The following is an 18,447-nucleotide window of genomic DNA, read 5'->3' on the forward strand; positions in this document are numbered from 1 at the left end:
CGTCATGCCGCACACCCGATCACCGATCGCCCCGGCACGACGAGACCCCCGGAGGGCTCCTCACCCATGTCCGTTTTCGCCAGCCTGGTCGAGCACCTCGCCGACCTGCTCCAGCCGCTGTTCGGCGCCTCCGCCGCGGCCGCCGCCATCGTCCTGTTCACCGCCCTCGTACGGCTCCTCGTCCACCCCCTGTCACGGGCCGCCGCACGCGGGCAGAAGGCGCGCACCGAACTCCAGCCGAGGATCGCCGAACTGCGGCGCAAGCACGCGAAGAACCCCGAGAAACTCCAGAAGGCCGTCCTGGAACTGCACGCCGAGGAGAAGGTGTCGCCGCTGTCGGGCTGCCTGCCCAGCCTGTGCCAGCTCCCCGCCTTCTTCCTCCTCTACCACCTCTTCTCGAGCGGCACGATCGGCGGCGAGGCCAACGCCCTCCTGTCCCACCAGCTGCTCGCCGCGCCGCTCGGCGGACGGTGGGCCGACGCGCTCGGGGACGGCGGGATGCTCGGCGGCGCCGGGCTCGTGTACGTGGCGCTGTTCGCGCTGGTCGCCTGCGTCGCCGCCTTCAGCTACCGGCTCACCCGGCGGACCATGGCCGACCGGCCCGTGCTGCCCGCCGCCGGTGACGGGGACCAGCAGGTGCCCGGGTTGGGCGCGATCACCAAGGTCATGCCGTTCATGTCCTTCTTCACCCTCGTCACCGTGGCCGTCGTGCCGCTGGCCGCCGCCCTGTACATCGTCACCAGCACCACGTGGAGCGCCCTCGAACGGGCCGCCCTGTACCGGTGAGGCGGGCCCCGGCCCCTGCCTACGGTCCAGTACGTGAACCGGGTCTTGCGGAGTGGAAGCCGACCTTGGACGATCGAACAAGTCCCCCGATGGCCGCGCCCTGCCGCAACCAGGTCGCACCCCATCGGGCGGGCGCCCGCGAAAGAGGGAGTTGGGGATCATGAAGTTGCTGCGAGTCGGTACGGCGGGTTCGGAACGTCCCGCCCTGCTCGACGCCGACGGGATCCTGCGTGACCTGTCGGGCGTGGTGACGGACATCGACGGCGAACTGCTCGCCGACGACGCGGCACTCGACCGGGTACGGGCCGCCGCCGACGCCGGCGAGCTGCCCGCCCTGGACGCCACGGGGCTGCGCGTCGGACCGCCCGTGGGCCGCATCGGCAAGATCGTGTGCATCGGGCTGAACTACCACGACCACGCCCGCGAGACCGGGGCCGAGCCGCCCGCCGAGCCGGTCGTCTTCCTCAAGACGCCGGACACGGTCGTCGGACCGGACGACACCGTGCTGGTGCCGCGCGGGTCCCGCAAGACCGACTGGGAGGTGGAGCTGGCGGTCGTGATCGGGCGCACGGCCCGCTACCTGGACTCGGCCGAGGAGGGGCTCGCATGCGTCGCCGGGTACGCGGTCGCGCACGACGTGTCCGAGCGGGAGTTCCAGATCGAGCGGGGCGGGACCTGGGACAAGGGCAAGAACTGCGAGACGTTCAACCCACTGGGCCCGTGGCTGGTGACCGCCGACGAGGTGCCCGACCCGCAGCGGCTGCCGCTGCGGCTGTGGGTGAACGGCGAGCTGAAGCAGGACGGGACGACCGCGGAGCAGATCTTCCCGGTGGGGGAGGTCGTGCGGTACCTGAGCCGGTTCATGGTGCTGCGTCCCGGTGACGTGATCAACACCGGGACGCCGGCGGGGGTGGCGATGGGCCGGCCGGAGCCCAAGCCGTACCTGCGGGCGGGCGACGTGGTCGAGCTGGAGATCGGGGGACTGGGCCGGCAGCGGCAGGAGCTGAAGGACGCGTAAGCGCTCCGCTGGATGGAGGGGAACCGCGGTGCGTTGTCGGCTGCGGGCCGGTTGCGGCTGGTCGCGCCCACGCGGCGGAGCCGCACGTGTCACAGCCCCGCCCCCCTTCGGGGCGCGTTCTCGCTCAGCCCAGCAGTGCGGCGAGCCTGCGCCACCCCTCCCTCGGGGCGGACGTCATGTCGGCCTCCACCACCTGGAGGGCGACGTGGTCGGCGCCCGCGTCGTGGAAGGCGGTCACGCGGGCGCGGACCGTGTCGTCGTCGCCCCAGGCGAAGAGGGCGTCGATCAGGCGGTCGCTGCCGCCGTCGGCCAGGTCGGCGTCCGTGAAGCCGAGACGCAGGAAGTTCCGCGTGTAGTTCGGGAACTGGAGGTACCGGGCGAGATAGGCGCGGGCCGTCGCGCGGGCGCGGACCGGGTCGGAGTCGAGGACGACCTTGAACTCCGGGGCGAGCAGCGGGCCGTCGCCGAGCGTCTCGCGGGCCCGCGCGGTGTGCTCGGGCGTGACCAGGTACGGGATCGCGCCCGCCGCCCGGTCCCGGGACAGCTCCAGCATCCTCGGGCCCAGCGCGGCCAGCACCCGGTGCCCGGACCGCATCCCGTCCCTGTCCAGCTCGTCGAGGTAGCCGGCCATCTTCGAGTACGGGCGGCTGTACCCCTCGACGCGCGGGCCGTGGCTCACCCCGAGGCCGAGCACGAAGCGGCCGGGGTGGGACACCTCCAGCTCGGCGAAGGCCGCCGCGGTGGCGGGGGCCTCGTGCTCCCAGACGCTCTGGATACTGGTGCCGACCACGATCCGCGAGGTCGCCTCGATCAGCGGGGCGGCGTGCGGGGCCGAGCTGTTGCCGCCCAGCCACAGGGCGCCGAACCCGAGACGCTCCAACTCGGCGGTCGCCTCGGCCCGTTCGTCCCGGCCCTCCGGGCCCTCGGCGCGCAGGTGCGGGCTCCAGATCCCGTACCGTCCGACGGATTCCTTCAGTGCGGCCGTCGCGTCGTTCATCGGTTCCGATCCCTCCGGTGGCACGTGATCGTCTGTTGTCGCGTGCCAACCGGAGGGAGCCGGAGATGATTCCCGGGACGGCCGTCCGGGCTACTCGCCCAGGAACCGCTCCAGCGCCTCCACCACCAGCCGGTGGTCCTCCACCTGCGGCAGCCCCGACACCGTCACCGCCCCGACCACGCCGACGCCCTCCACGGTGACCGGGAAGGAGCCGCCGTGCGCGGCGTACACGTCGGGGTCGAGCCGCGAGGAGTCCTCGAAGGTCGTGCCCTTGGCCCGGAAACGGGCACCCACCAGGTACGACGCGGAGCCGTACCGCTCCACCACCCGGCGCTTGCGGGCGATCCAGGCGTCGTTGTCGGGGGTCGAGCCGGGCAGGGCCGCGTGGAAGAGCTGCTGGCCGGCCCGGTGGATGTCGACGGCGACGGGCGCCCGGCGCTCCCGGGCCAGCTCGACCAGGAGTGAGCCCAGCGTCCACGCGTCCTCGTGGGTGAACCGGCGGAAGACCAGGCGGCGTTCCTGCTCCTCCAGCTCCGCCACGGTCGGGGCGGGGGGCTGCTCGCGCGTCACAGGGCCACCGCCACTCCGTCGCGGGCCGAACGGCGGGCCGCCTCCAGGACGTCCAGGGCGGCAGCCGCCTCCCGCACGTCCACCGGGTTGGGGCCCCGCCCGCGCAGCGCGTCGGCGACGGCCGCGTAGTAGGCCGGGTAGTCGCCCGGAACGGTCGCCTCCACGCGCCCGCCGCCGGTCAGGGGGGACTCCCCTGAACCCACGCGGCCCCACAGCGACTCGTCCTCCTCGCCCCAGCCGGGGCCCGGCCGCTTGCCCTCGCGCAGCGCGGCCTCCTGCGGGTCCAGGCCGTACTTGACGTAGCCCGCCCGGGAGCCCAGCACCCGGAAACGGGGGCCGAGCTGGGCGGCGGTGGAGGAGACGTAGAGGTGCGAGCGGACGCCGTTCGCGTGCGTGATCGCGATGAACGTGTCGTCGTCCGCCTCGGCGCCGGCGCGCCGCACCACCGACTCCGCGTACACCTGGGTGGCCGGGCCGAACAGGACGAGCGCCTGGTCGACGACGTGGCTGCCGAGGTCGTAGAGGAGACCCCCGATCTCCGCCGGGTCGCCCGACTCGCGCCAGCCGCCCTTGGGCTCGGGCCGCCAGCGCTCGAAGCGCGACTCGAAGCGCCACACGTCGCCCAGCGTGCCCTCGTCGAGGAGCTTGCGGAGGGTGCGGAAGTCGTTGTCCCAGCGGCGGTTCTGGAAGACGGAGAGCAGCAGGCCGCGCTGCTCGGCGAGCTCGGCCAGCCCGCGTGCCTCGGCCGCCGTGCCCGCGACCGGCTTGTCCACGACGACCGGCAGACCGGCCTCGAGGGCACGCGTGGCGAGCGGCACGTGGGTCTTGTTCGGGGACGCGACGACGATCAGGTCCAGCTCGGCGGCCCGGTCGAACAGCTCGTCCGGCGTGGCGGCGGTCCGCACGTCCGGGAACTCGTCGCGGGCCTGCCGCTGCCGGTCCGGGTTCGAGGTGACCACCGTGTCCAGGGCCAGGCCCTCGGTGGCGGCGATCAGCGGGGCGTGGAAGACGGAGCCCGCGAGGCCGTAGCCGACGAGACCGACGCGCAGCGGGGTGCCGGGAGGAGTACCAGTCATGGCATCCACTTTCGCAACGCTGTTGCCAAAGTGCAAGCGGCGGGGACAATGGGGGCGTGAACAGGGCTGACGGCGAGGGAACGGGCGACGGCGCGCGCGGCGGCGCGGCGAGTGGCGGCGGGCGTGCCGCCGGGGGCGTGCGGCCCGCGGCGGGCGGCGCGAACCTGCTCGCCCTGCGCAGCCACAACACCGCCCTCGTCCTCGACCTGCTGCGCACCGCCGGGACGGAGGGCATCAGCCGGCTGGAGCTCGCCGAGCGCACCGGGCTCACCCCGCAGGCGGTCAGCAAGATCACCGCCCGGCTGCGGGCGGAGGGCCTCGCCGCCGAGGCCGGGCGCCGCGCCTCCACGGGCGGCAAGCCGCGCACGGTCCTGCGGCTGGTGCCGGAGGCGGGCCACGCGGTGGGCGTGCACCTGGACCGGGACGAGCTGCGGGCCGTGCTGGTCGACCTCGAGGGGACGGCCGTGGGGGAGCGGCGGTACCCGCTGGACCTGGGCGCGGGGGCGCCGGCCGTGCTGGAGGGGGTGGCGCGGGCGGCCGGGGAGCTGGCCGCCGACGTGCTGCGCGCGCCCGGCGGACGGCTGACCGACGCGCCCACGCTCCTCGGGCTCGGCGTCGCCCTGCCGGGGCCCCTCGACCACGTCCGGGGCGTACTGCACCGGGTCACCGGCTTCCCGGAGTGGGACGGCTTCCCGCTGCGGGACGCGCTGACCCGGCGCCTCGGTGTACCGGTCGTGGTGGACAAGGACACCAACGCGGCGGCCCTGGCACTGGCGGTCGGGGGCGAGGCGGGCGGCGAGGGCGGCTCCTTCGCCTATCTGCACCTCGGCACGGGACTCGGCGCCGGCCTCGTCTTCGGCGGCGGTGTGCACCGGGGGGCCCGGACCGGGGCCGGCGAGTTCGGCCACCAGGTCGTCCAGCTCGACGGCCCGCCCTGCACCTGCGGCGCCCGCGGCTGCATAGAGGCCCTGTGCCTCGGTGCCGTCGCCCGGGGCGACCTCGCGGAGGCGGCCCGGGTCCTGGGCGCGGGCGCCGCGAACCTCGCCGGGCTGCTGGACATCGACCTGGTCCTGCTCGGCGGCCGTACCGTCGCCGCCGCGCCCGACGCCTTCGTCCGGGGGGTCGGCGCCGTCCTCGACGCCCGGGCCCGGAGGGAGGGCGGGCACGACGGCGCCGTGCCGGTGCGGATCGCGCCCGGCGGGGTGCGGGGGGTCGCGGAGGGCGCGGCCCAGTTGCTGCTCGCGCCGCTGTTCGGGCGGGGCGACGGCGGCTGAACGGCCGCCGGGGCGTACGCCGGACGAGGGCATCGCGGGGGCCGTTCGAGGGGCACGCCCCGAACGGCGGTCCCGGCGGGCGGGGCGGTCCGGCACGCTCATGTGCTTATGCGACTGTTCACGCCCGCGACCCCCTGCCTGGCAGCGGCAGCCGCCCTCCTGGCCACCGCCGCCCCGGCCGCCGCAGCGTCCCTGACGCCCGCCGGCCCGACCTCGTCCGCGCCCCCGGCCGCCTCGGCCGCCGCCGCGCCCCTGGCCGCGTCCGGCCCGGGCACCGCCGCACTTCTGGCGCCTGCCGCCGTGGCCGCCGCCGCGCCCCTGGCCGTGTCCGGCCCGGGCACCGCCGCACTTCTGGCGCCTGCCGCCGTGGCCGGCGCCGCGTCCCTGGCCGTGTCCGGCCCGGGCACCGCCGTGGCCCCGACGCCTGCCGGCCCGGCCGCCGCACCTCTGGCGCCTGCCGCAGCCGCGCCCCTGGCCCCCATCGCCCTGGCCGCCGCGCCCCCAGCGCCAGCCGCCCCGGCCGCGTCCGGCCCGGGCACCGCCGTGGCCCCGATGCCTGCCGCCCTGGCCGCCGCACCTCTGGCGCCTGCCGCAGCCGCGCCCCTGGCCCCCATCGCCCTGGCCGCCGCGCCCCCAGCGCCAGCCGCCCCGGCCGCTCCCGGCCCGGGCACCGCCGCACCCCCGGCGCCCACCGCCCCGGCCGCCGCCGCGTCCCCGGGCTCCGTCGCCCCGCTGCCCGCCTGTACGGCGCCCGACGACCACACCTTCCCGCTCACCACCCGCATCCACGGCGGCCCGGGCGCCTACGAGACCGGCGGCGGCTACGGCGTCTGGTACCTGGACCTCACCAACACCACGTCCCGCACCTGCGAGGCCGTCCACCCGGTCGTCGTCCTGGTCGACGAGCTACGGGCCCTCCGGCCGGCGCAGGCCCGCCTGGAGTTCTTCGACGGCGACCACCCCCGCCCCGTCACCTTCGAGGAGACCGACCGCGGTGAGCTGATCGGCGCCTTCGGCGAGGGCCAGGGCGACGCCGCCTTCCCCGGCTTCACCGTCGGCCCGGGCAGGACCCTCACCGTGAAGGTGCGGCTCGCGCTCACCTCGGACACCGCGCCCGGCGAGGTCACCGCCAACGCCGCCGTCGTCCGGCGCCGCGGCGACGACGGCGACTGGGTCGGCAAGTCGAACGACTACCGCTTCCGCATCGGCACCGGCGGCGCGCCCGACGAGCCCGCCGACGCACCGTCCGGCACCCGCAGCGCCGAGCCCGTGGCACCCTCCGTCGCCTCCACGCCCGACGGCGGGGACACCGGCTTCCCGTTCGCCGACGAGCTCGCCGGCACCGGCATGGGCCGCCTGGACGCGGCCCTCGCGGCCGCCGCCCTGCTCCTCGCCACCGGCACCGCGGCCGTCCTGCTCGCCCGCGGACGCCGCTGACGCGTGGCCGCCGGACCCTCGGCCGCCGGCTCCTCCCCGCCGGTCCATGAGACGGCCGTTCCGCCAAGATCCCGCTCTGTTTAGGGTGGGGCGCAGGCTGGACCGCGTACGGCAGGAGATCCCGCACATGGCAGACCGCAAGCCCATCGAGTCATGGCTCACCGACATGGACGGGGTGCTCATCCACGAGGGCGTCCCCATCCCCGGCGCCGACGCCTTCATCAGGAAGCTGCGCGAGTCCGGCAAGCCCTTCCTCGTCCTGACCAACAACTCCATCTACACGCCGCGCGACCTGCACGCCCGGCTGCGCCGCATGGGTTTGGAGGTCCCGGTCGAGGCGATCTGGACCTCGGCGCTGGCGACCGCGAAGTTCCTGGACGACCAGCGGCCGGGCGGCTCGGCGTACGTCATCGGCGAGGCCGGCATGACCACCGCCCTGCACGACATCGGCTACATCCTCACCGACCACGAGCCCGACTACGTGGTCCTCGGCGAGACCCGCACCTACTCCTTCGAGGCCATGACGAAGGCGGTACGGCTGATCAACGCCGGCGCCCGGTTCATCTGCACCAACCCCGACGAGACCGGCCCCTCCGCCGAGGGCCCGCTCCCGGCGACCGGGGCGGTGGCCGCGCTGATCACCAAGGCGACTGGCAAGCAGCCCTACTTCGCCGGCAAGCCCAACCCGCTGATGATGCGCACCGGGCTCAACGCGATCGGCGCCCACTCCGAGACCAGCGCCATGATCGGCGACCGCATGGACACCGACGTGCTGGCCGGCATAGAGGCCGGGATGCAGACCTTCCTGGTGCTCACCGGCCTGACCCGGTCCGAGCAGGTCGAGGACTTCCCGTACCGGCCGTCCAAGGTCGTCGACTCGATCGCGGACCTCGTCGACCGGGTCTGAGACCGGCCCGTTCCCCGCGTCGCCCGTTCGGAGCAGCGTCGCCCCCCGCCCGGATGCGGGGGCGGCCGTCGCGGGGCAGCCTCCAGGTGACTGGAGGTACATGATGGGCTCACTGAAGGTAACTGTCTGTGCCGGAGCCGCGCTGGCCGCGCTGTGCGCACCGGTCGCCCCGGCGGCGTACGCGGCGGACGGGGGCGGGGTCTCGGTGTCTCCGGCGTCACCGGTGCCCGGCACCGACGTCACGCTCCGCGTCCCCGGCTGCACCGAGCGGACGGCGGTCGCCGTGTCCGCGGCGTTCGAGTCCGACGTACGGCTCGCCGTGGCCGCCGAGGACGGCGTCCTCGTCGGCGCCGGCCGGGTCCGCACCACGGTGGCGGTCGGTGTCTACACCGTGCAGGTCACGTGCGGCGAGAACGCCCGCAGGGGCACCATCACCGTCGGGCCGCACCGCCCGGCGGACCGCCCGGACAGCCACGCCTCTCCCGTCGCCCCCGTCGACGCGGGCGGCGGCGGTGCCGCGGTGCCGGCCGCCGCGGACGCCGGGGACGGGGCGCGCGTCGACCCGCCCGGCACCGCGCACACCGTGACCGGTCTGGTGCTCGCCGGGATCGCCGCCGTCGCCGTGGGGCTGCGCGGGGTGCGCAGCCGGAGCCGCAGGGCGGACTGACCATGTCCGACCAGGACCGACGGCGGGGAGAGGTCCCGATACGCCCCGCCGGCCCCGGCCGCCTGGTGAGCGGCACCGCCTGGGTGGTGCTGTTCCTCGGACTGTGGCTGTGGGGCCGCGACGCCACCGACGTGCACGCGGGCATGTCCCGGCCGGCCACCGGCGACATGGCGGCGGCCGGCCGGCCCCCCGACCTGCCGCTGCCGCCCGCCCACGCGCCCCTCGGCGACGCCCTGCCCGAACGGCTCGACGTCCCCGGACTCGGCATCAGCGCCCCGGTGCTCGCGCGCGGCCTCGACGGCAGGGGCGGGATCGAGCCGCCCTCCTTCGACCGGGCCGACGCCGTCGGCTGGTACGCGGCCGGCGTGACACCGGGGGAGGCCGGGGCCGCCCTGATGGTCGGGCACGTCGACACCGAGACCCGCCCCGCCGTCTTCTACCGGCTCAGCGGCATCGAACCCGGCGCGACGATCCGGGTGGTCCGCGACGGCGGCGGGACCGCCGAGTTCACCGTCGACGACGTCCGGGTCCTCGACCGCGACGGCTTCGACGCCCGCCAGGCCTACGCGCCGCGGACCACGGGACGGGCCGAACTGCGGCTGATCACCTGCGGCGGCACCTTCGACCGCGCCACCGGCGGCTACACGGCCAACGTCGTCGTCTCGGCCTATCTCACGGGCACCGGCCCATGACCCGGGTATGTCAGGATTGAGCCTCCGAACAGTGCACCGGGGGGTTGGATGTACGGCAGCAGGGGGGCCGGAGGGACGACCGCGAGGCGGGCGTCCGCGGCGGTGCTGGGGGCGGCGCTGCTGATCGCGGGGTGCTCGTCCGGCGACGGGGACGGGGACAAGGACGCGGGGGCCGGCATCACCCAGCAGCCCAGGGAGACCGACCCCTTCTGGGTCAATCCCGACGGCACCGCGGCCCGGCAGGTGGTGTCCCTGGAGAAGGCGGGCAAGCAGGACCAGGCCGACCGGATCCGCAGGATCGCCGAGCAGCCGACCGGCGAGTGGATCAGCCCGGACAACCCGGAGGAGCAGACCCGCGGCTTCACCGAGGCCGCCGACAAGGCCGGGCGCACCGCGCTGCTCGTCCTCTACAACATCCCGCACCGCGACTGCGGCCAGTACTCGCAGGGCGGCGCCGCCGACGGCGACACCTACCGCTCGTTCGTCGACGGCGTGGCCGAGGGCATCGGCGACCGGGCCGCCACCGTCGTCCTCGAACCGGACGCGGTGCTCCACCTGGTCGACGGCTGCACCCCGGACGAGTTCCACGAGGAGCGCTACGACCTCCTCAAGGGCGCCGTCGCCAAGCTCACGGCGCTGAAGAACACCAAGGTCTACCTGGACGCGGGCAACGCCGGCTGGGGCCACCCCGACCAGATCTTCGAGCCGCTCCGGCGGGCCGGCATCGACCAGGCCGACGGCTTCGCCGTCAACGTGTCCAACTTCTACTCCACCCAGGAGTCCATCGCCTACGGCAAGCGGCTCTCCGCCAAGGTGGGCGGCAAGCACTTCGTCGTCGACACCAGCCGCAACGGCAACGGCCCCTACACCGGGGGCGCCCCCGACAAGCAGTGGTGCAACCCACCGGGCCGCGCCCTCGGCGAGACCCCGACCGTCCGGACGGCCGACCCCCTGGTCGACGCCTACCTGTGGATCAAGCGCCCCGGTGAGTCGGACGGCGAGTGCAAGGGCGGCCCGAAGGCGGGCGCCTGGTGGCCCGACTACGCCCTGAAGCTGGCCGGGGGCTGACGCCCCGGGGGGAGCGAATCCCCCCGAGGCGCTACGGCACCCGTACCCACTGCGCCTTGGAGGGCGTCCCCTCCCCGTCCGTGGCGAACAGCATGTACCAGCCCGACTGGACCAGGTTCCTGCCCTCCGGCACGGTCACCGTCAGCTTGTCCCCGTCCGCCTTGAAGTCCAGCGCGATGGACCGCTGGTCGACGTCCGTGACGTGCGTCGAGGCGCTCGGCCGGATCAGCCGCACCTTCTTGACCGTCGAGGCCGCCCGCGAGGTGAACGTCCCCGACGCGCCGCGCGCGATGGTCTGCGGACCGCCCGACAGGTCGGGCCGCGAGTCCCGGTACAGGTACGGCGGCGTGTAGATCTCGACGCGCTGCTCGAACTTGCCGGGCTTGGTGTTGGCCTTGTCGGCGTAGAGCGAGTCGGAACCGAAGAACATCAGGCGGCCGTCGGGCAGCAGGATCGAGCCCGAGTGGTAGTTGCGCCCCACCAGGGGGTCGGCGACCTTCTCGAACCGGTTGGTGTCCGGGTGGTAGAGCCGCGCCTGGTGGATGTTGGAGTCGCCGCGGCCCCGGTAGTCCTCCGAGCCGCCGGAGACCAGCACGGTGTCGTCGGGCAGGATCGAGGCCTGCGGGTAGCGCGTGCCCTTCTCCAGCGACGGCCCGTCCACGAACCTCGGGTCGTCGGCCTTCAGATCGACGATCCGGGTCTTCTCGCTGGCCAGCTTCGACTCGCCGACCCCGCCGCCGCCGATCACCATGTACTTCTCGTCCTGCGCCGGCGGCAGCAGCACGGTGCCCGAGGTCTCCAGCATGTCCGGGTCGCTCAGGCCGGGGATCCTGCGGAACTTGTTGGTGTCGACGTCCCAGACGCCCGGGTCGCGCCCTACGTCGTCGGGGCCGTACCCGGCGTTCGAACCCGAGTAGAAGATCTTGCCGTTCTGCATCAGGAACAGCGCCGGGTACGTGGGGAACTGGCGGACCTGGTCGGTGTAGGTCCACTTCCTGGTGTCCGGGTCGTAGACCTCGTTCTTGCCCGGGACCAGCTGGCCGATGTCGTCGAGACCGGAGACGCTGAGGATCCTGCCGTCGCTCAGCGTGGTGAGCGTCGGGTACCAGCGGGCCTCGTGCATCGGGTCGACCTTGATGTACTTCTCGGCGACCGGGTCGAACTCGAAGGCGTCCCGGATCCCCTGGAAGTCCTTCTTGTCGAGGGCGAGCTTCTGCGCGATGCCGTAGGTGTTGCGCGCGTCGGCACCCGACAGGCCCTGGATCCGGTAGTTGTCCTCGGTGCCGGTCTCGTACTCGGCGCCGCTCTTCTGCGCCTCGACGTAGATCCGGCCGAGGCCCGGGTCGTTGCGCACGAACTCGCCGGTCACCGGGTCGAAGACCTTCTCGGCGCGCGGCACCAGCACCGGGTCCTTGGAGACGAACGTCCTGCCGTTCTCCTTGCCGGTGAACCTGGTGCCCGCGGGCAGCGTGATCGGCCTGTCCGGGTTCTCGTTGTGGACGATCATCAGGCCGCCGGCCTTGGTGACGTCGCCCTTGAGCTTCTCGTACCGCTTGGTGCCGCCCGCGATCAGCAGATTGCCGTTGGCGAGCTGGGTGTGGCCGGTGCAGAACAGGTCGGCGGGCGTCGGCACCTTCTTGACGGTCCCCTTGACCGGGTCCCAGATCCGGGTGTCGAACTTCTTGTCGTCGAAGTTGTCCTGGTTGTTGCCCGACCCCGCGACGAGCAGCACCTTGCCGGTGCGCAGCAGCGCCGCGTGGATGGTGTTCTGCCGGTACTCCTCGGGAAACTCGACGATCTCCCACTTGCCGTTGGCGGCCTTGTACTCCGGCTTGTTGATCTCGTACTGGTGGTATTTCTCGGTTCCGAAGCGGTAGAGCCACGGTCCGTTCATCCCGGCCAGCGCTACTACCACCGCCGTGCCTATCGCGAAGCGACGGGCCCGGCGGCGGCCGGCACGGTCCTTCATTCCTTACGTCCCCCAAGTCCACCAAGGGCGATCTGCATGGTCTGGTCGCCGTCCCCGTCGGGGGAGGCGGCCCAGTTGGGCTTCTGCTGCGGCATGTGCGGCATGTGCGGCATGTGCGGCATGTGCGGCATGTGCGGCATGTGCGGCATGTGCGGCACGTGAGCACCGTGCGCCCCGTGCGCCCCGTAGGGCACGTCCCGGGCCGGCAGCGGATACGGCTGGTACGGCCCCGCGGGCGCCGCGTCCTCGGGCTGGGTGCGCGGCTCCGCGGGAGCCGCCGCGGCGGGCTTCTTCCTCGCCTCCCGCAGGGAGTGCCGCCAGGCGAGGATCGGCGAGGCGGTGATCAGCAGCGCGAACGTCGCCCAGATGATCATGGCGGGGTGGGAGTGGCCGAGCACCAGGCCGGCGGTGATCGAGCCGCCGAAGACGACGATGAAGTACCAGTGGTAGCGGAAGGTCCCGAACAGGGTGTCCGGGCTCGCCGAGTCGCCCTTGGGGGTGACCACGAACTTGCTCTTGCGCCGCAGCACGGAGTCGACGAGTGCCTTCGCGTACAGCGGCGCCGACAGCGCGGACATCACCATGCCGGCCACACCGCCGGAGCCCTCCGGCTCGTGCGGCGAGACGTTGTGCCGGCGGTTCCAGACGTACAGGCCGATCTGGAGCGCGGAGGCGTTGCCGTAGAGCATCAGCCAGACCGTGGGGTCGATGTTCACACCCGAGGCGCCCAGGCCCAGGAACAGCGCGCAGCTCATCGCCGCGAGGATCCAGTTCAGGGCCGACATCGGGTAGAAGATGATCATCATCGTGTAGTTGAAGAGCTTGCTCGGCGGCAGCGAGTACCAGCCCTTCCAGTACTGCTTGAGGATCGTCTCGTACGTCCCTCGCGACCAGCGCATCTGCTGGGTGAAGAAGTCCGTCCAGGCGTTCGGGCCCTCGCCGACGGCGAGCACGTCCGGGGTGTAGACCGAGCGCCACTTGCGGCCGGTGGCCGGGTTCCGGTGGCGGTGGATCTCGAAGCCGGTCGCCATGTCCTCGGTGATCGAGTCGTACAGGCCGCCGATCTGCTTGAGCGCCCTGATGCGCACCGCGTTGGAGGTGCCCACGAACATCGGCGCGCCGTAGCGGTTGCCCGCGCGCTGGATCAGCGCGTGGAAGAGGAACTGCTGGGACTCGGCGGCCTTGGTGATCGGGTTGTCGTAGTTGCCGTAGACCTGCGGGCCGATGACGAAGCCGACGTCCGGGTCGCGGAAGAAGCCGAGCATCCGCTCCAGGTAGTTCGGCAGCGGCACGTGGTCGGTGTCGACGGAGGCGAAGAAGTCGTAGCCGTCGCCGTGCGCCTCGAGCCAGGCGTTGTAGTTGCCGTGCTTGGTCCTGGCGCGGTGCGGTCCCTTGGGCCGGTTCCACTTCGCGACGCCCTTGCGGGAGAAGTGGTGCACGCCGAGGCGCTCGCAGACCGCCTTCACCTCGGGGTCGTCGCCCTCGTCGAGGAGCCAGACGTGCATCAGGCCGCGGTGGCGGATCCTGACGGCCGCCTCCAGGGTCTTCGTCACCATCTCCAGCGGTTCCTTGCCGGGCACGAAGGAGGTGAGGAAGGCGACCCGGGTGCCGGTCTCGGGCACCACGGGTATCGGGTCGCGGGCGACCAGTGTGGCGTGCGCGTTCGACAGCACGTTCAGGCAGCGGAACAGCTCGATCAGGCCGATCGAGACGAGCATGACGATGTCGAGGGCGGGCAGCCAGTCGAAGGCCGGGTAGTCGCGCTCCGTCCAGTGCTCGGGCTGCAGCAGCCAGACCAGCAGCACCACGGACAGCAGCGGGGCCGCGGCCAGCATCAGGGCGACCCGGATGCGGTGCGGCTCCTGCGAGAGCAGCGAGCGGTACTGCACCGTGTACGGCTTGTGCGGGTCGGGCTGCGTGAGGGGACCCGCGAGCCGGCTGTAGTGCTCGTAGTCGTATCTGGGCAGCGCCTTCTTGATCCGGCGGAACGAGCCGGTGTTCCAGTTCCGGTGCGCGGGCACCCTGAGCTGGGTGGTCTGGGACGGGTCGTGGTCCTGCCCGGCGCCCGTCGGCGTCGACGTCATGAGTCTTCCCCCCACACGCGGGTCAGTGCGTGTTTCGTCGCTTTGCTTCGTCCGCCGGGTCCCCCTTGCCGTCACGGACGTCTCAGTGGTGGGTTGCTGTCACCACGGCATCCACACCTTATATAGACATGGAACGGCGCCCCCCGGTTGCATGATGCCCCCGCGGCAACCGGACCCCCGACCCGGACCAGGCTTCTACGGCGTTCGGCATGATCGCAAGAGGCCGCGGCTCCGGATACGCCGAAGGCCCTCCGTGTGCTACGGAGGGCCTTCGACCGTCTGTGCGCCGCCAGGGACTCGAACCCCGGACCCGCTGATTAAGAGTCAGCTGCTCTAACCAACTGAGCTAGCGGCGCCTGCTGACTCGGACAACTTTACCCGACGCCGGCGGGTGCTCCCGACCACGTCAGGGGAGGGCCTACCCCGCGCGCACCTCCCGGGTACGTCATTCGGACCGTCAACATGCGCGCGAACACGACAGTTGAGAGGCTGATCACGGTGCGCCGCTGCGCACACCTACGCGGACTTTTTCACTGCTGTGTGAGGGGAATCGCATGGAGACTCCGGTATTCGAAGAGATCGATCCCGCGAGCGACTGCGACTGCCCCGGGTGCCGGGCCCGGTGCGCCGTCCCGCCGCGGGCCCCGGCCGGCCGGGGCATCCACCCGGCCGCCCACCGCGTCCTGGTGGTGGCCACCGCGGCCACCGCGACCGCCGCCCTCGGGGCGGGCCAGGCGGCGGCCGCCCCGGCCGCCCCCACGATCCACCGGCCGGGTGTACCCGCGGACGGGCAGCCCGACACCCCGCAGGGCCCCAGGGCCCCGCTGCACGGCCCGACGGGCCGGCCGGCGTCTCCCGCGGCCGGTACGCAGCTGCCCGCGATCACCCGTACGGACATCATCGAGCGGGCCAGGACCTGGGTCACCGCGAAGGTGCCCTACAGCATGACCGCCTACTGGTCCGACGGTTACCGGCAGGACTGCTCGGGCTACGTGTCGATGGCCTGGAAGCTGCCCACGAACGAATGGACCGGGAGCCTCGGCGCCTTCGCGGACCGGATCACCAAGGAGGAGCTCCAGCCCGGCGACATCCTGCTCTTCCACAACACGGCCGACCCCCAGCAGGGCTCCCACGTGGTGATCTTCGGCGGCTGGACGGACGCCGCGCACACCTCCTACACGGCCTACGAGCAGACCCCGCCGAGCACCCGCAAGCAGTCCACGCCCTACGCCTACTGGAGCAACTCCGCCAAGTACCTCCCCTACCGCTACAAGGGAGTGACGAGCGAGACGACGCCCGCGGCGGACGGGGCACCGGCCACCGCGGCGGCCCCCACGGCCCAGACGGGCGAGGCCACCGCCGGGCTGCCCGGACCGGGGGCCCGTCGGCCGGCGGCCACCGGCGGGGGCGGGGACGTCCCGGCCGGCGCGCACGGGGTGTCCGGCTATCCGGGCCGGGCGACGTTCCGCCCGGGCACGGACAGCCCGCACGTCACCCGGCTCGGCGCGCAGTTGGTGAGGAAGGGTTTCGGCAGGCACTACACGAACGGACCGGGACCGCGCTGGGGCGAGGCGGACCGGCGGAACGTCGAGGCCTTCCAGCGCGCCCAGGGCTGGCGCGGCGGCGCGGCGGACGGCTACCCGGGCCCGGAGACCTGGCGGCGGCTCTTCTCGTGACCGGCCCCGGGGGCCACCGTTCGTGATCATCCGTTCATGGCGCGTCTGGCGCGGAGGCTGGAGCACGCATGAGTACGACCTCTTCGACGACACCCTCGACGACCCCGGCACCGGTCCCGGCATCGGTCCCGGCCTCTCCCTCGCCGTCGGAGCCGGCTCCGGCTCCGGCTTCGGCGTCGGCTCCGGCTTCGGACCCGGCTTCTCCGGCTCCCGGCGCCGGTGGGCCCGGGGAGGGCGCGGTCCGGTCCGCGCGGATCATCCACAACGAGGCGACCACGGAGATCCCCGTCCACCTGCTGTTCCGGGACGACCCCGCCCCGGCGCCGGTGCCGCTGCGGGCCGCGGTCGTCGGCCGCAGGCAGGGCACGGGGGAGCAGCCGCGGATGCGGCGCCCCACCGCGGCGCGGCCCCGGCCGGTGGCCGCGGTCGACCCGGAGCTGACGGAGCGTCCGGCCCGGGTGCTGCCCGGCACGGCGGGCGTGGCCGCCGGGGCCTGCGGGGTGGCGGGCTGTGCGGTCACCTCCTGGTGGGCCGGGATCGTGCCGCCGCTCGCCGTCGAGGCGCTGGGCGTGCCGGCGCAGGCGGGTGCCGGGCTCGGGCCCGCGCAGTGGGCGGCGTACGCGGCCGCCGGGGCGCTCGGGCTGTTCGGCTTCGGCGGGCTGGCCCGGGGGCGGACCGGGCAGGCCTGGGTGCTCGGTCTGTTCGGCCGTTACCGCGGCACCGTCCGGCGCACCGGTCTGATGTGGGTGAACCCGCTGTTCCTGCGGCGCCGGGTCGATGTGCGGCTGCGGCACTGGCGCAGCGAGCCGATGCCCGCGGCCGACGGCAACGGGGTCGCGCTCCGGACGGTGACGCTGGTGGTGTGGCGGGTGCGGGACACCGTGCGGGCCACGCTGGGCGTCGAGGACCACGAGGCGTACCTGCGCGAGTGCGTCGAGGCGGCGCTGGCCCGGATCCCGGTGGAGCCGGCGGGCACGGTCCGCGGCGCGGCGGACGTGGCGGGGGAGACGCTGACCCGGCTGGTGGCGGCGGACGCGGCGCCGGTCGGTCTGGAGGTGTTCTCGGTGCGGCCGGTCCGGGTGGAGTACGCCCCGGAGGTGGCCGCCGCGATGCACCGGCGCCGGATCGCCGCCCTGGACGCGGCGCAGCGGGCGAGCGTGCTCACCTCGGTCGTGGACTCGGTGGAGGACACGGTGACCCGGCTGACGATGCGCGGGCTGGTGGAGCTCGACGACTACGAGCGCAAGGTGCTGGTGAAGGACCTGACGGTCGCGTTCTGCGCCGGGCGGGGTGAGCCGGGGGCGTGAGCGGGGCCGCGGCGGGACCGGGACCGGGTTCTTCGATTGGTATGGACATGTTCAAGTGACGGTCATAACCTGAGACTTGGTCTAGACCAGAAAAGCTCGCTGCCCTTCCCCCACGTCACAGGAGAAGCAGTATGCGCAAAAGGATCAAGTTGTCCGCCGCGGCGGTGGGCATCGCGACGACCGGAGCCCTCGTGCTGTCCTCCGGCGGCGCCAGCGGCCACGGCTACACCGACCTCCCCGTCAGCCGGCAGAAGGTGTGCCAGAACGGCACCGTCACCGGCTGCGGCTCCATCCAGTGGGAGCCGCAGAGCGTCGAGGGCCCCAAGGGCTTCCCGGCGGCCGGACCGGCCGACGGGCAGATCTGCTCCGCGGGGCACGGCACCTTCGCCCCGCTCAACGCCCCCAGGCAGCCCAACGGCCAGGCGTGGCCGACCACCAAGGTGAACGGCGGACAGAGCTACACCTTCCGCTGGCAGTTCACCGCCCGGCACGCCACGACCGACTTCAAGTACTACGTCACCAAGCCGGGCTGGAACCAGGACCACGGCCTGTCCCGGTCCGACCTCAACCTGACGCCGTTCTTCACGGTGCCCTACGGCGGCAAGCAGCCGCCGGCCACGCTCTCCCACAGCGGCACGCTGCCGTCCGGGCTGAGCGGCCACCACGTCATCCTGTCGGTGTGGACGGTCGCCGACACGGGCAACGCGTTCTACGCCTGCTCGGACGTGACCTTCTGAACGAACGGAAGAGGGCCCCTCGCGTGTGCGAGGGGCCCTCTGCTGTGCGCCGCCAGGGACTCGAACCCCGGACCCGCTGATTAAGAGTCAGCTGCTCTAACCAACTGAGCTAGCGGCGCATGACTCCCGCCTTCCGCTTTCCGCGGTCGGCGACGACGTAAATACTACCTGGTCCGCGGGGG

16 protein-coding genes and 2 tRNA genes are annotated in these 18,447 nt (G+C 73.5%); 11 read left to right on the forward strand and 7 right to left on the reverse strand.

Annotated elements, in window-relative coordinates:
- The first annotated feature begins 66 nt into the window (after nt 1-66).
- Together ACFWJB_RS03510 and ACFWJB_RS03515 are read left to right on the forward strand one after the other, a co-directional pair.
- Complete coding sequence (locus tag ACFWJB_RS03510) at nt 67-786, forward strand: YidC/Oxa1 family membrane protein insertase (RefSeq protein WP_386920012.1); 720 nt, start codon at nt 67-69, stop codon at nt 784-786.
- 160 nt (nt 787-946) lie between these two features.
- Nucleotides 947-1,804 (forward strand): fumarylacetoacetate hydrolase family protein, encoded by an 858-nt coding sequence (locus ACFWJB_RS03515; protein ID WP_385464764.1) that lies wholly within the window; start codon nt 947-949, stop codon nt 1,802-1,804.
- 124 nt (nt 1,805-1,928) lie between these two features.
- On the opposite strand, the gene ACFWJB_RS03520 is transcribed toward ACFWJB_RS03515, so the two are convergent.
- The 3 genes from ACFWJB_RS03520 to ACFWJB_RS03530 form a co-directional block, all read right to left on the reverse strand.
- Nucleotides 1,929-2,801, reverse strand: a complete 873-nt coding sequence (locus tag ACFWJB_RS03520; RefSeq protein ID WP_386920014.1) for an LLM class F420-dependent oxidoreductase — start codon at nt 2,799-2,801, stop codon at nt 1,929-1,931.
- Between the two features lie 90 nt (nt 2,802-2,891).
- On the reverse strand, nt 2,892-3,371 hold the full coding sequence (locus ACFWJB_RS03525; protein ID WP_385464758.1) for a heme-degrading domain-containing protein: 480 nt from the start codon (nt 3,369-3,371) through the stop codon (nt 2,892-2,894).
- The gene (locus tag ACFWJB_RS03530; RefSeq protein ID WP_386920017.1) at nt 3,368-4,447 is read right to left on the reverse strand and encodes a Gfo/Idh/MocA family oxidoreductase; all 1,080 of its coding nucleotides are present in this window, start codon (nt 4,445-4,447) and stop codon (nt 3,368-3,370) included. The genes ACFWJB_RS03525 and ACFWJB_RS03530 overlap by 4 nt, the downstream gene beginning before the upstream one ends.
- Before the next feature lie 56 nt (nt 4,448-4,503).
- Here ACFWJB_RS03530 and ACFWJB_RS03535 point away from each other — a divergent pair, with 56 nt between their 5' ends.
- The 6 genes from ACFWJB_RS03535 to ACFWJB_RS03560 all read left to right on the forward strand — a co-directional run bounded on the left by ACFWJB_RS03535 (nt 4,504) and on the right by ACFWJB_RS03560 (nt 10,492).
- A complete protein-coding gene (locus ACFWJB_RS03535; RefSeq protein ID WP_385464753.1) occupies nt 4,504-5,721 on the forward strand; it encodes an ROK family protein in 1,218 nt (405 codons plus the stop codon).
- Between the two features lie 108 nt (nt 5,722-5,829).
- Entirely contained in the window at nt 5,830-7,158 is a 1,329-nt protein-coding gene (locus ACFWJB_RS03540) for a hypothetical protein (protein ID WP_386920019.1), read from the forward strand.
- A gap of 127 nt (nt 7,159-7,285) precedes the next feature.
- A complete protein-coding gene (locus ACFWJB_RS03545; protein ID WP_385464748.1) occupies nt 7,286-8,065 on the forward strand; it encodes an HAD-IIA family hydrolase in 780 nt (259 codons plus the stop codon).
- A 103-nt stretch (nt 8,066-8,168) separates the two neighbouring features.
- On the forward strand, nt 8,169-8,732 hold the full coding sequence (locus ACFWJB_RS03550) for a hypothetical protein (RefSeq protein ID WP_385464819.1): 564 nt from the start codon (nt 8,169-8,171) through the stop codon (nt 8,730-8,732).
- Nucleotides 8,733-8,734: 2 nt separating this feature from the next.
- On the forward strand, nt 8,735-9,424 hold the full coding sequence (locus tag ACFWJB_RS03555; RefSeq protein WP_386920021.1) for a class F sortase: 690 nt from the start codon (nt 8,735-8,737) through the stop codon (nt 9,422-9,424).
- 48 nt (nt 9,425-9,472) lie between these two features.
- Nucleotides 9,473-10,492, forward strand: a complete 1,020-nt coding sequence (locus ACFWJB_RS03560; protein ID WP_386920023.1) for a glycoside hydrolase family 6 protein — start codon at nt 9,473-9,475, stop codon at nt 10,490-10,492.
- Nucleotides 10,493-10,523: 31 nt separating this feature from the next.
- Here ACFWJB_RS03560 and ACFWJB_RS03565 read toward each other — a convergent pair whose 3' ends face one another.
- The 3 genes from ACFWJB_RS03565 to ACFWJB_RS03575 all read right to left on the reverse strand — a co-directional run bounded on the left by ACFWJB_RS03565 (nt 10,524) and on the right by ACFWJB_RS03575 (nt 14,901).
- On the reverse strand, nt 10,524-12,461 hold the full coding sequence (locus tag ACFWJB_RS03565; RefSeq protein ID WP_386920025.1) for a galactose oxidase-like domain-containing protein: 1,938 nt from the start codon (nt 12,459-12,461) through the stop codon (nt 10,524-10,526).
- Entirely contained in the window at nt 12,458-14,545 is a 2,088-nt protein-coding gene (locus ACFWJB_RS03570; protein WP_386920027.1) for a glycosyltransferase family 2 protein, read from the reverse strand. Before ACFWJB_RS03570 ends, ACFWJB_RS03565 begins: the two co-directional genes overlap by 4 nt.
- 282 nt (nt 14,546-14,827) lie before the next feature.
- Nucleotides 14,828-14,901, reverse strand: a tRNA-Lys gene (locus tag ACFWJB_RS03575).
- Nucleotides 14,902-15,099: 198 nt separating this feature from the next.
- Here ACFWJB_RS03575 and ACFWJB_RS03580 point away from each other — a divergent pair.
- The 3 genes from ACFWJB_RS03580 to ACFWJB_RS03590 all read left to right on the forward strand — a co-directional run bounded on the left by ACFWJB_RS03580 (nt 15,100) and on the right by ACFWJB_RS03590 (nt 18,265).
- Complete coding sequence (locus tag ACFWJB_RS03580; RefSeq protein ID WP_386920029.1) at nt 15,100-16,221, forward strand: peptidoglycan-binding protein; 1,122 nt, start codon at nt 15,100-15,102, stop codon at nt 16,219-16,221.
- A gap of 68 nt (nt 16,222-16,289) precedes the next feature.
- Entirely contained in the window at nt 16,290-17,528 is a 1,239-nt protein-coding gene (locus tag ACFWJB_RS03585; protein ID WP_386920031.1) for an SPFH domain-containing protein, read from the forward strand.
- Nucleotides 17,529-17,659: 131 nt separating this feature from the next.
- Nucleotides 17,660-18,265 (forward strand): lytic polysaccharide monooxygenase, encoded by a 606-nt coding sequence (locus tag ACFWJB_RS03590; protein WP_386920033.1) that lies wholly within the window; start codon nt 17,660-17,662, stop codon nt 18,263-18,265.
- 45 nt (nt 18,266-18,310) lie between these two features.
- Here the strand turns inward: ACFWJB_RS03590 and ACFWJB_RS03595 are convergent.
- Nucleotides 18,311-18,384 (reverse strand) — tRNA-Lys (locus ACFWJB_RS03595).
- Between the last annotated feature and the right edge of the window lie 63 nt (nt 18,385-18,447).

This window comes from Streptomyces sp. NPDC127100 (assembly GCF_042724095.1).
In the GTDB taxonomy this organism is placed as follows: domain Bacteria; phylum Actinomycetota; class Actinomycetes; order Streptomycetales; family Streptomycetaceae; genus Streptomyces.